This window comes from Kamptonema sp. PCC 6506 (assembly GCF_000180455.1).
Lineage (GTDB): Bacteria > Cyanobacteriota > Cyanobacteriia > Cyanobacteriales > Microcoleaceae > Kamptonema > Kamptonema formosum.
This window is the reverse complement of the sequence record NZ_CACA01000317.1, coordinates 44,015-56,928: the sequence shown is the minus strand read 5'-3', so window position 1 is coordinate 56,928 and position 12,914 is coordinate 44,015. Positions and strand designations below refer to the sequence as shown.

Below are 12,914 nucleotides of genomic sequence, written 5' to 3'. Positions count from 1 at the left end.
AAAACTGATTACAATTGCCATTCTCGAAGCACTTTCTTACCGCTTAGGCCGAGACATTCCACTTTCGACTATGATGGGAGAATTACCCACGCCGGGATTTACAACATCTGCTTTAGAGAACTTTCTACCCGAAATACCGCTGACCCATCCCTTGAAAAGCCAACTGGAAAAAGAAGTACTCGACCTGTTAGCAAAAGGGCGCAATCAAGAATCACGTTACGATATTAAAAACTCCCCAGTTGCTACATTTATTATCAAATCCATCGGTTTTGCAGAAATTGAACACCTGTTGAAGAAAGCTAAAGATTTCTTTGCTGGTAATATGCGGTCTGAGGAATTTCTATCTTATTGCGACCCGGATGTAGTCGGGACAATTGCAACTGGAGTAATGAAACTTTTTGAGAGTCGTAAAATAGCTTTAGGTAAAGTTAAATTAACTGAGAAAGCACTTTCCTCGCAATAAGAGAAGGTAAAAAATAAGTTTGCCTCCCTTTATCTCAATTTCGTTGACAACAGAAAACTCCCTACCCACTTCTCAAAATGCAGTCTAGTAAAGAGCAGAGAACAGAAAATCATGACTGCTTTTTCCCTGAAACTAGAATGAATATGTGGTATTTATGTAAAAAGCTAGAGCAGGCGATTCACCTACTCTAGCATTACCCTGTGACCAGTAAACATAGCCAAAAAAAGCTGTAATCCTATACTTCACAGAGGTTGCAGCTTTTTTTGCCCCGTGAATTCTGAATCATCGGTTTGACCTACAACCTAGTGACTCAGAATTGCAGCCAGGGGTTCCCTAGCTTGCTTCAATAGGACTTCACAGGTCGTCGCAGAAACCGAGTTTTTGAGAGAATTTGTGCGCCAAAACGAAGTATTTTCGTCAAAAAACCCGGTTTCTTTAGTTGGGTGCGTAAGTCCTGTTCAAGCAACTTCTATCGCTAACAACAGCCTATCGAGCCCAGGATGTACCCTTCCAAAGGGTAAAAAACAAAACGCTAGAAATCAGGGCTCCCAGAACCCATTTAACAGAATTTTTCAGTAGTACCAAACGCTGGCTTGACTGCACTGTTTTACTTTGGTTCTCTAGCTGTTCCCTCGCCGGATTAATTCTGGAAAGAATTTGCTTTTTGAGCTCATCAGGATTTTCGCTATTTGTCTGTACGCCCAAGCGCGTCAATTCGGTTGCCAGATTTTTTAAATCTTCAGGTGTACCCTTATTTAGCCGCTCTTCAACTTGTTTCAATTGCGACAATTGCTGATTAGCTTGCTGCGTAATTTGCTGACTATTTTGGTTGTTAATTTTCACAGTATTAACAATTCCCAAGGGAATCATCAACAGAAAAAACAGCGACATGAGAATGCACAGCCAAGACAAAAACTTCAATACCAAATCTTCTAAGTCATAGCGGTCATACTCCTCACCAAAAAATATCAGCGCTAGTCCCAACAAAGGAACAGGAACTCGTTCAACCAAAGAGCCTATCGTCTGCAATTCCCAAACCGGGTTGAGAAAATTTGGGGGTGTAAAAGTCGCAATTATATCTAATAACGACAGTATCAATAGACCGTAGCCGACCCAACGAAGTCTATATATAGAAAAAGTTTGTTCCCCTTGAACTCCAGTCATAAAATTGGCACCTTTTGTAATAGAAATAGTTTTTGCCTTAATTTAAGGTGGTGGAAAGCGAGGCTGCCACCACTGATACCAGGAAACCCAAGTAGTTTCTAGGATTTTGTTAGCATCTGTCGGCGTTGTTTTATCTAAAGGAATGGATATTTGAGTCCACAAACAACGCCTGTCTTGAAGACGACTGACCTGACCTAACAGCATAGAAACGATCCGACTCAACTGCAAATCATAAGTATTGCGGTTGTATTTAAACTGCTCGCTCGTGACAGTAGAACCACCACGAGGGTTGATACAGGCACTCAGATATGCTCGATTTTGGTGCTGCAAAAGCCCGTGAAATCCGACCTCTTGATTGCTTACTATTGTTAGTTTACCAGGAGATGACTCAAAAACATTATGGGCTCTAATCAGGTTTTCAACATTGCCAATTGTGTCAACCACATAGCCCATTTTGATCTCCAAGGGGAGACTGTTTTGTTGATAGCGATATATCCTACCTGACTTGCTATCTGAATCCTCACTGATTACTAACGGGGTACTGTCAATCGCCTGCCATTCAGGTAAAGGTACTGACTGCGGGAACTCAAAGGAAGTCGAGCTAAGGTTGCTAGTGGGAGGATAAAAAATTGATTTTCCTGCCACTAAGAAAACGGCTCCCAAGGTGACAGTTAGAAGGGAACTCCTCAAATTTTTCCAGCGAGTAATGGCTATTAACATTTCTGTTCTTCCTTATTTTGGGGTTCTTCTCGCAGGACAAAAAACCAGCAGAATAAACCAAAAATTGCTACAGAAATCATTGAAAAAACCCATGAGCCGTTGCCTTCGTGCCAGTATTTGAAGGCTGCTTGCTGAGAAAAAGCCACGAGTATTGCCATCAAAGCTACCCGCGCTGAATTGACGATAAAGGCAATGATTACAGCTACGATGGGGACGATAATTTTCTGAGATCGCTTAGTCGGAAACATCAATAAGAAAATTAAAGTTAGCCCTAGTAACTGAAGGATAGCATTAATGCCTGAACAACCGTGATACACCTCTACAGAACCAGTAGGTAGCTTCAAAAGAACGCCGTCGCGAATTACGTTAAAGCCAAAGTAATGAAGGAGAAATGCTGAAAATTTAGCCGTGAGCAAAGCTACGTCAACTAAGGCTCCTATTAATCCGGGAGGGATGATTGTATAGCCAAGAATCAGAAGTTCCTGCCAATATTGTTTTAATCCTTTTACCCCAGAAGCGATAAGAGCTAGACTTAAACCCGACAGGAAAGGGGAAACTCTGATGAAAAATTCGTATTGAGAGACGGAGGCACTTTTAATTAGGATTAAAGCGATGAGGGCAATGCCAACAAAACTAGAGAAAATCCCGCTTTCAAAATTAATGCTTTTGTGCCTTTCCCAAATTAAAAATGCCGCTGCCCCCCAAAACAAAAACATTGTCCCTGATAAGTCAACATCGCCGGATCTCGAAGTTAGAGTAAGTTGCAGGGCGATTAAACCGGCTGCTATTCCTAATAGCAAATATTTAGGTTCTTGTAGATACTTCAGCCAGTTGGTTTCAGTCATTTATGCCTCCCGATTGTAGTTATAGCCTCCAAAATGGTTGTTATTAGCTCCTTTCACGCTTTACTGGTAACAGGTAGGGTTTTGTTTGCCCAATCCTGAATACCTGAGATTTTGAGCTGTTATTTACCTGTCAGGTTTAAGTCTCCTTTTTTACGCCGAGTTCTGATTTTTGTTACAAAATTTGACCTCAGTAACGCCGCCTTCTAAGCGGTTAAGGATATCCCCTAGAAAGCCGCGTTACTGAATATCTGGCCTCACTATCTTGGCGGTTACGATATATGGCAGTTTTAAATGTAGTAGGTACTGCTTTTAATCAGGCATTGGCAATTAGCCATTAGCCATTAGCCATTAGCCATTAGCCATTAGCAATCAGCCATTAGCCATTAGCAATCAGCCATTAGCCATTAGCCATTAGCCATTAGCCTACGATCGCGCCACTAAAAACTGCTATCTTTGTCTGATAGCAATAATTAATAGTATTCCCCTGTTGTGGAAATCTCGTAGACGAGCGATCGCACCCTTAAAAACAACAGCTTGTCCTTGAGTTCGGTAACTCTTTAACTGAGGGACTACATTCAAATTATCAGCCAGAATCACTCGATAATTCTACCCTTTGGATTAAGCTTCATTAAATCTTAATAAACTTGACAAATTAGAGAAAGGATGATAATAGAGAAGCAGATGATTATTTCTTCTTCTCTAAGCGTAAACCTGGCGATAATAAGCTTGATATTCCTCAGATAATAGCGGTTCCCACCAATCGCGATGAGCCAAATACCACTCTACAGTTAGCCTTAACCCTTCTTTAACTGTTACTGAAGGACTCCAGCCTAATTCTTCTTTAATTTTGGTGGCATCAATAGCATAGCGGCGATCGTGTCCGGGTCTATCTTTGACAAAAGTAATCAACTGTTCGCAGGGACGCGCTGGTAAATCACTCGCCAATTCATCCATTAATTGGCATAGCATCCTTACTAAATCAAGATTTTTTACTTCATTATTGCCACCAATATTATAAGTTTCCCCAGGTTTTCCCCGATGAATCGCACAATCCAAAGCGCGGCAGTGATCGATAACATAAAGCCAATCTCGCACATTCTGCCCATCTCCATAAACAGGTAGGGGCTTACCTAAAAGCATATTAATGCACATCAGGGGAATTAGCTTTTCTGGGAAATGGTAAGGGCCGTAATTATTTGAGCAATTCGTGATGATTGTGGGTACACCGTAGGTGTGAAAATAGGCTCTAGCGAGGTGATCGCTACCAGCTTTCGAGGCTGAGTAGGGACTATTGGGAGAATATGGTGTCGTTTCTGTAAAGGGTGGATCTTCTGGGTTGAGACTGCCGTAAACTTCATCAGTAGAAACGTGAAGAAAGACTCCCTGCGGCTTGTGAGGTGCGATGGAGAGACTTTGCCAATGGTGACGGAAAGCTTCTAAAAGGGTAAATGTGCCGACTACATTGGTGTGAACAAAGGCTGCTGGCCCTAAAATGGAGCGATCGACATGAGATTCAGCCGCAAAGTGGGCAACAGTATCGATGTTTTCTGTTTGCAGTAACGTATCTACCAAAGCGCGATCGCCAATATCGCCGACAACCAACCGAAAATTCTCGCCACCCTCCAAACTTGCTAAAGTTTGGCGATTGCCCGCATAAGTTAAAGCATCTAAGACTACTACTCTGTCATCAGGATAACTGCTGCACCAATGATGGACAAAATTCGAGCCAATAAACCCTGCCCCACCTGTAATTAATATCCGGCGTGGCGATCGCAATTTACCTTCGTTCCAACTGTCTGTCATATATAGTTAGGGGTTAGGGGCTAGGGGCTAGGGGCTAGGGAAGAAGAAAAGAAGGGAATAAGAATCAGCGGGCTTCAGCAATGAGCGAGTCTCTTAAAGGCCTTGGCGGTTGTTATATATAGATAGGATATCAGCGCGAATGCTTCGCCCCTACAAAAACTAATTTACTGCGCGGCTACTCAGTAACATCTCAATCTTCCCCAACAGACGGGGAAACTCCACCGGCTTAGTATCATAGTCATCGCAGCCAGCAGCCAAACACTTCTCCCTGTCCCCCGCCATCGCATGAGCTGTCAGGGCAATCACAGGAATAGTATTAGTTTCCGGCGTTGCCTTAATTTGCTGCGTTGCTTGCCATCCATCCAACACCGGCAGACTCATATCCATCAGAATCAAGTCCGGCACCTTCGAGCGAGCCATCTCCACTCCCTCAGCACCATCAACCGCAATTAACACCTCATGTCCTTTGCGAGCCAAGCGCCTAGAGAGCATATCCCTATTCATTTCATTATCTTCAACCAGCAGAATCTTAGCCATTAGTTTCCTCCTTCCTGGGCGTGCCCTGCCTGCGGCCAAGGCTGGCATTTATTAGAGCGCGAACATCCCGCAGGAGAGCATCTCGACTGTAAACTCCTTTCTGTAGGATCTGCTCCACGTAACCATTAAGGTGCAGGCGTTCTCCAGGCGTGAGGTCTTTAGCGGTGATGACGATGATTGGTATCGGGTCGTCACTTGCCGAGTTCTGAATTTCAGAAATAAACTGAAAACCATCCATTTCCGGCAGCATTAAATCGAGCAGGATCAGGTTCGGCGGCGCAAGAGCTAGCTGCTTAAGGGCAGCGCGGCCGCTGTCGGCTTCCGCCACTAGCCAGCCTTCTTTTTCCAGTATGCGCCGCAGCATTTCGCGGGTGGCAAGATCGTCTTCCACAATCAGAATTTGACCAGTTAAACTGCCGCTGGTAAAGTTTAGGTCGCGTCGGTATTTGCTCAAAAGATGAGCGAGGCGCTTGCCATCTACTGGCTTGGTGAGGTAATCCGATGCACCCAAGGCAAATCCCAGGCTTTTGTTGCCAACAAACGATAGCAGGATGACGGGAATATCGGCAAGATCGGGGTCAGCTTTGAGGGCTGCTAGCACCGCCCAGCCGTCCATTCCTGGCATCATCACATCCAGAGTAATTGCGTCTGGGCGCAGTTCTTTGGCTCGGCGTAATGCTTCGGTACCGGTGGCGGCGGCTTCGATCCGCAGTCCTTCACGAGTGAGCGATCGCTCGATCAGATCGCGAGCGATTTGGTCGTCGTCAACTACTAGCACTGTGCCAGAAGTAATCGGAGTTGGGGGCCGGTCGCTGGTTTCTGGTTCTGGGTTTTCGGCAAGGCGATCGCTAAATTCGCTGGGTAATACCACAGTAAAGACTGTACCCTCTCCCAATGCACTTTCTACGGCGATGTCGCCACCCATCATTTGGCAAAATCGTTGGCTAATAGCTAAGCCCAAACCAGTACCACCGTATTTGCGGGTGGTAGAAGCATCTCCTTGAGTAAAGGGTTGAAACAACTGCTTCAACTGTTGTGGATTCATGCCAATTCCTGTGTCAGCAACCCGAAAAATTAAAGAATCACAATCGTAAATTAAAAATTGCGAAAGTATATCTGGGTTTTGTAGAAGTCCTAGCAATGTCCCCTGACTTTGTTCGGGTATAAAATTGACCTCTGGGCTGGTCAATTTTTCATGTTTAACTCTTTCAACAGTAAGCGTAATCGTACCCTCCTGAGTGAACTTGGCGGCGTTGCTGAGCAGATTTAAAAGTATCTGCCGCATTTTAGTCACGTCCGCATACATAGTGCCGGTGCTGTTAGGGCATAATACTTTCAGAGTATTGCCGTTTTTCTCGACTAGGGGTTGGGCGGTGGCGACCACCCCATCAATTAAGGCAGGGATGTCAAAGTTTTCTAGGTAGACATCCATTCGCCCTGCTTCAATTTTAGAGATGTCTAGGATATCGTTGATCAAAGAGAGTAAATGTTTACCTGCGGTACGGATTTTATCAAGATCGGGGATGAAATCTTTGACTGCTAAATCTTCGGCTTCTTCAGCAAGCATTTCACTGTAACCGATGATCGCGTTCAAAGGCGTTCGCAGTTCGTGACTCATATTGGCGAGAAACGTACTTTTGGCACGGTTGGCGGATTCTGCGGCTTCTAAGGCTAATTGGCAGGATACTTCTGCTTTTTTGCGATCGCTAATATCTTCAACAGTGCCTTCGTAACAGGAGATCGCACCCCCCGATGCCCGAACTGCACGCGCGTTCTCGGAAATCCAAATAATACTACCGTCTCGGCGGTATACTTCTGACTCAAATCTCAAGATTTCATTCTGCGTCTCCATCGCTGCTAGAAATTCCTGGCGACGGTTTGGGTCTACATAAAGTTGGCTGCCAATATCTGTCAGTTGTGCCAGCATTTCTTCGGGGTTGCTGTAGCCGTAAATGTGGGCTAGGGCAGGATTGGCGCTGATGTATCGCCCATCGGCGGTACTTTGAAATATGCCTTCTACTGCGTTTTCAAAGATGCTGCGGTATTTAATTTCTGCTTGCCTTAGAGCTTCTTCTGCCCGCTTGCGCTCTAAGGCATTTGCCAGCATTTCTCCTACCATTTTAAATAGGGTTAATATTTCTGGCGATCGCGTTTTTGGGGATGGTTGGGCCTCGAATCCCAGGAACCCTACCAGTTCTTTACTACAGACTAAGGGAATAATAATTACCGATTGCATTTTTTCTGTAGCACTGTCCCAGGGAGGAGCAGAAAAAGTCTCTTCCCGATCGCGATCGCGCAGACAAGCAACTTCCGCTAAAATATTAGTCGGTTGGTTCTCTAGTTCGGGAATGTAAACATTTTCAAATCGATCGAGTTGTTCTACGATCCAGGGAATTTGCGATCGCCTCACTGTTTTGAGTCTGCCCTCTTGGTTCTCAATCCCCGCCGCGCACCATTCACACACATTTTCCAGTTGACTGCCATCATCAACAAATAGATATATATAACTGCGATCGACAGCACTTAATCTGCCAATCTCTTCCAGCGCTTGGTGAATGCCCAAATCTATCTCCTCTGGAGATAAACTAATAAAGTGGGTTGACAAATTAGTAATTAGCTGCTCAAATTGAATCCGATATTCCAGGTCTTTTTCTACTTGTTTGCGCTCAGTTACATCCCGAAATATCCATACCCGACCGACAATTTTTTTCCCGACTTGGGAAGGGTGAGAACTTACCTCTAAAATTCTCCCATCTTTAAATTCTAACAAATTGTTAATCTGTGCATCCGGCTCAGCCGACAATTTGATTGCAGTTTTGAGAAAAGCTTGGGGATATTTCAACTGGCGGATCACGAACGGGAGAGCTGTGGGCGGGCCATTGCCAGGTTGGGCTAAAAGCATGGCATTATCAACTAAACCCCACATTTCCACAAACTTTTGATTAAAATTACTAACTTTTCCCTGGCGATCTAGTGCGAGAATACCCGCATCTGTGGATTCAAATACTGCTTGTAACATCGAGAGCGATCGCTCTAACTCTCCCATCAAACGCTGGCGCTCTGCAATATCAAAAAACACTAAAACACCACTACCGTCTCCGCCTACAATCGGATTAAAAAAATAACAAACTGATAAAATCGTCCCATCCTGACAGAGGAACTTACCATCTGAGTTGCTGCAAGCCTGACCGATAGCGATCGCTTCCCTAAGAGATAATTGACTTTTCCGCGCCTTAATCTCACTCTCAGAGGCTCCTTCGTGTTTGTTTCCCCCTTCCCCTTGTACCCTCGTCCCCGCTTTCCCCAGCGTGACACCAATTCGAGCCAACAGAGGCGCACCCGCCAATTCTGAAAACCCCCACCCCAGTAAGCGTTCCCCTTCAGGGTTAATATAGAGCACATAGCCCCTAGTATCTAAAGTACAAAGTCCCACGCCTAAACTATCCAGTACCGCCGACAGTCCATCCACTTCCCACAAGCCAGAGGCTTCATAGTCCAGAGCCTCCGCCTCTGCATCGAGCGGTTTGGCATCAATTAACTCCTGTTCTTGACGGCTATAGCGATCGTTCACCTGCTCTAGAAATTGCTGCCACTGCTGTGCACCCAGAGGCGGGGACTCTAGGCTCAGGCCGAGCTCTTGAAGTTGGCGCTTGAGGTGAGGGTGCATAATTTATAGTTACGCTATATTTATTAATTTATTAGTTGTCAACTCATTTCTAGTTTTTAGAGGATAGTCCACATTGTCGGGAAAGAACAGGGTGAAAGTAGAGCCAACACCTACCTCACTTTCAACTATAATTTCATCCCCCATCATTTTACAGAACTGTTGGCTGATAGCTAGTCCCAGAACAGTAATTCCATACTTGCGGGTAGTAGAAGCGTCAGCTTGGGGAATGCTTGAAATATATGCTGGAATTGGTTATTAGCCATACCAATTCCAGATCGCGGACTTGAAAAATTATCAAGTTAGAGATGTAAGATGCGGAAATTTTGAGATAGTGGTGTTGGACTCCCAAGTCTTGGTAGTTGTGAGATGGCAGCGTTGCACTCGTAATGCTTCCCGGTTGAGACTGGAAAGAGCTTGGAGAAATTCCTTCAGTTTCCTTTGTTCCTGACAAAGTTAAACTTTCCGGGTAGGCTACGTCAAGGCGGTTTTGAGTGGGAAGAGGAAGCAAATTTCCCCCATCTCCCCGATTTCGCCGTCTTCCTATCTCCCCATCTCCCTGCTTTCTACTCCCTGAGAGCGTAATCGTACCTTCCTTACTAAATTTGGCAGCATTACTAAGCAAGTTTAGTAGCACTTGCCGCACTTTAGCTAACTCTAACTCTTGTTGTATGCGCTTGCGCTCGGTGATGTCTCGGATCGTGCTTTGGGTGGCGAGTTGACCTTGATAGGTGATGCGAATCGCGATCGGGTCGTAGTAATTTAAAAGCCCATAGCTAAATTTAAGTACGTCCTGGTTGAGAGTTTTATCCCACTCTCTAAGGTAAAGCAAGTTGCGCGTAAATGTCTGATCTTCTTTAAAATTAACTGCCAGGAGTTTCAAAAATATACAAGTTAAAATCAATACAAATCCGGCAGTAAACATTATTTGCTGCGGTCTGGTAAATTTAGTAAAGATATGATTGCAGAGGCGAACGAATAATAAACTCATAGAGATGCCTCTGAATCACCCATAGATGTTGATATTTGGTCTAGAGTAGCCGGTAGCCACATAGTAAAAGTGGAACCTTTATCTAACTCACTGTTAACACTAATATCTCCCCCCATCATCTGGCATAATTTTTTGGTAATCGTTAGCCCTAAGCCAGTACCGCCATATTTTTTAGTAGTTGAAGAATCTGCTTGCGTGAAAGGATCGAACACTCTTTCTAACTGTTCTGGGCTCATGCCAATTCCAGTATCGCTGACAGTAAAGACGATCCATTCTGTCAATTTGGGAGAGATACCTTCAGTTTGCTTCGTTACTCGCAAGCCTTCCTCCTTTCCCAAGCTGCGGGGTTTGGAGAGATTGCTTCCTTCCTCCCACAACTGCGGGGTTTGCAAAGATTGCTTCGTTCCTCCCAAAGCTTCGCCATGCTTAAGTGTGGAGTTAGAAGAAGAAATTCTCCTGCGTACCCCATCTTCCCCATCTCCTCCTCTCCGCATCTCCCCTGCTTCGCGGGTGACTCTCAGAGAGATCTCCCCAGATTTAGTAAACTTAGAAGCGTTGCTGAGGAGGTTAAGCAAGGATTGGCGAACTTTGGTCAAGTCTGAGTGGAGGTCGCCGATATCTTCAGCACAATTGATATTAAAGATATTGGAATTTTTGTCAGCGAGGGGTTTGACAGTTGCTACCACTTCCTGAATGAGCATAGGGATGCTGAAGGTTTCCCACTCTAGGCTCATTTTGCCTGCTTCTATTTTTGAGAAGTCGAGAATATCTTTAATAATTGCTAATAAATGTTTGCCTGCATTGTTAACTCTTAAAAGGTCGTCGGCGAATTCTTCTAAACCTTGTTCTTCGGCATCTTCTCGCATCAATTCGCTGTAACCAATGATGGCATTTAGAGGAGTTCGCAATTCGTGGCTCATATTGGCGAGAAACTCGCTTTTAGCACGGTTGGCGGCTTCAGCGGCTTCTTTGCCTTTGCGAAATTCATCGGCGCGTTTGCGTTCGGTGATGTCGCTTGCCATAATTAAGACGCACTGTTGTCTGCCGATGTAGATGGGTTCTACTGAGAGTAGCCAGTCCCGAATTTCGCCCGATTTTGTGTAAACGTTAACTTCCCAGTTTCTAGCGGAGTTTTGTTGTTGCAATTGTTGGGCGATGCTGTCGCGGTCTTCGGCATTGACCCACATTCGTAACTCCGTCCATGTACGACCGATGAATTCTTCGCGATGCCAGCCTAGTTGTCGCAGGAAACTGTCGTTAGCATCTACAAAACATCCGTCTTTGAGAGTGCTGATGCTGATGCCGACGGGACTGGAGTAAAAGGCTTTAGAAAATCTTTCTTCGCTCGATCGCAAGGCGGCTTCTGCTAGTTTTTGGTCGGTGATATCTTGGATGGTGCTGGCAATTCGGGCGCTGGTAACGGCGGCTTGTTCGCAGACTGTGCGATCGCTCCCGTCGGGCAGAATTAGTCGGTAGTCTATTCTATAAGCCTTTTTCTCGTAGATGGCGAGGTCGATCGATTGCCTGACTAATTCTCGATCGTCGGGGTGAACGTACTGTAAAAATTTCTCTTGGCTGGGTTTAAAAGCTCCAGGCTGTTGTCCAATAATCCGGTAAATTTCGTCTGACCACCGCAATTGGCCTGCTGTGATGTCTAAATCCCAGTTACCTAATTGGGCGATGCGTTGGGCGTTGGCGAGGCTGGCTTCATTGGCTCGCAGGGAGGCTTCTGCTTGTTGGCGTTCGGCAACGGTGGCGGCTAAAACGAGGGCGGTGAGGGCGATGACGGTGATGAAGGCTTGTAGGGATAAAATTGCCTGGGGTGTGCTGTTAGCGTGTTTGAGAAAGGGGCCAGAACCCCGGGCGATGCCCCAAATGGCAAAGGAGGAGAGGATCAGGTTGGCGATCGCGGTACTGCATTGACCAAAGCGGAAGGCTGCCCAAACTACTAGGGGAAAGGGTAGGTATTCTAGGGGATAGCGAGCGTAGGCGGCTCTGGTTCGGGAACAGAAGACGAGCCAGCAAATTGCTACTAGCACTAAAAACCAGATAACAGCTTCAACAGTGTGTCTGGGTTTTTGCGGGAGTTCGGGCCATTTCTGCCAAGTTAAGAGGACGGGGGCCACGAGTAAAATTCCCATTGCGTCTCCTAACCACCATGTCCCCCAAGTGCCGGCAAAATCGCTCCAATTAGATAAACCTAATAGACATTCGTTTAAAGTCCCGATACTGGAGTTGACGATCGCGGAGCCGAAGGAACCTAAGATCGCGAGTCCCAAAACGTCTCTGAGGCGATCGAGCTTAACTGAGAAACCGATATGGTGCAGCATGGCCACCCCAAACAGGGGTTGCAAGGTTCTACCGGTGGCTGATATTAATGCTGCTATCAAGTATCCGGGTTGCTCGGAAAGAGTGAATAGAAAGCCGCCGATTGCTACTCCCGGCCACAAGGAAGGCCCAAATAGCAGCAGTGCGGCCTGAGCAACTCCCGCCGCCGGCCACATGGGTGACACTTCTGAACTCAGCATCAGGCTGGAGATTGCAAATTTGGCAGCCAAAAAGTAGAGAGCGGCGATCGCGGCTACTGTTAGGAGGTATCGCCCAGTTTGTCCTTTAATAAAGTTAAGGAACTTTGTCTCCATTGGGATTTGCAGGAGGGGTAGGTCGTGGATGGGGCATCAAGAGCTGCGAGCCGCCCTGACAGCAGGGAAAAAATGCTTCTATAGC

General features: G+C 45.7%; 9 protein-coding genes and 1 pseudogene. 1 reads left to right on the top strand and 9 read right to left on the bottom strand.

The window, feature by feature from the left end; genetic code table 11:
- Positions 1-463, top strand: a pseudogene (locus OSCI_RS20645) (hypothetical protein); the annotation flags it as partial.
- A gap of 486 nt (positions 464-949) precedes the next feature.
- On the opposite strand, the gene OSCI_RS20640 reads toward OSCI_RS20645, so the two are convergent.
- The 9 genes from OSCI_RS20640 to OSCI_RS20605 all read right to left on the bottom strand — a co-directional run bounded on the left by OSCI_RS20640 (position 950) and on the right by OSCI_RS20605 (position 12,829).
- Positions 950-1,627 (bottom strand): HpsJ family protein, encoded by a 678-nt coding sequence (locus OSCI_RS20640; protein ID WP_007357070.1) that lies wholly within the window; start codon positions 1,625-1,627, stop codon positions 950-952.
- A 42-nt stretch (positions 1,628-1,669) separates the two neighbouring features.
- The gene (locus tag OSCI_RS20635) at positions 1,670-2,347 is read right to left on the bottom strand and encodes a cyanoexosortase A system-associated protein (protein WP_019487574.1); all 678 of its coding nucleotides are present in this window, start codon (positions 2,345-2,347) and stop codon (positions 1,670-1,672) included.
- Positions 2,341-3,192 (bottom strand): cyanoexosortase A, encoded by an 852-nt coding sequence (gene crtA, locus OSCI_RS20630; RefSeq protein ID WP_007357068.1) that lies wholly within the window; start codon positions 3,190-3,192, stop codon positions 2,341-2,343. Before crtA ends, OSCI_RS20635 begins: the two co-directional genes overlap by 7 nt.
- Positions 3,193-3,891: 699 nt before the next feature.
- Positions 3,892-4,995 carry a dTDP-glucose 4,6-dehydratase gene (gene rfbB / locus OSCI_RS20625; RefSeq protein ID WP_007357066.1) on the bottom strand — a complete coding sequence of 368 codons (1,104 nt, stop codon included), beginning with the start codon at positions 4,993-4,995 and terminating at the stop codon, positions 3,892-3,894.
- Between the two features lie 159 nt (positions 4,996-5,154).
- Positions 5,155-5,532 (bottom strand): response regulator, encoded by a 378-nt coding sequence (locus OSCI_RS20620; protein ID WP_019487575.1) that lies wholly within the window; start codon positions 5,530-5,532, stop codon positions 5,155-5,157.
- Positions 5,525-9,199: a response regulator gene (locus tag OSCI_RS20615; RefSeq protein WP_007357064.1), complete on the bottom strand. Its 3,675-nt coding sequence runs from the start codon at positions 9,197-9,199 to the stop codon at positions 5,525-5,527. The genes OSCI_RS20620 and OSCI_RS20615 overlap by 8 nt, the downstream gene beginning before the upstream one ends.
- A gap of 9 nt (positions 9,200-9,208) precedes the next feature.
- Positions 9,209-9,367 (bottom strand): ATP-binding protein, encoded by a 159-nt coding sequence (locus OSCI_RS32290; protein WP_234709964.1) that lies wholly within the window; start codon positions 9,365-9,367, stop codon positions 9,209-9,211.
- A gap of 46 nt (positions 9,368-9,413) precedes the next feature.
- A complete protein-coding gene (locus OSCI_RS32285) occupies positions 9,414-10,187 on the bottom strand; it encodes an ATP-binding protein (RefSeq protein ID WP_007357062.1) in 774 nt (257 codons plus the stop codon).
- Positions 10,184-12,829 carry an MASE1 domain-containing protein gene (locus tag OSCI_RS20605; RefSeq protein ID WP_007357061.1) on the bottom strand — a complete coding sequence of 882 codons (2,646 nt, stop codon included), beginning with the start codon at positions 12,827-12,829 and terminating at the stop codon, positions 10,184-10,186. Before OSCI_RS20605 ends, OSCI_RS32285 begins: the two co-directional genes overlap by 4 nt.
- Between the last annotated feature and the right edge of the window lie 85 nt (positions 12,830-12,914).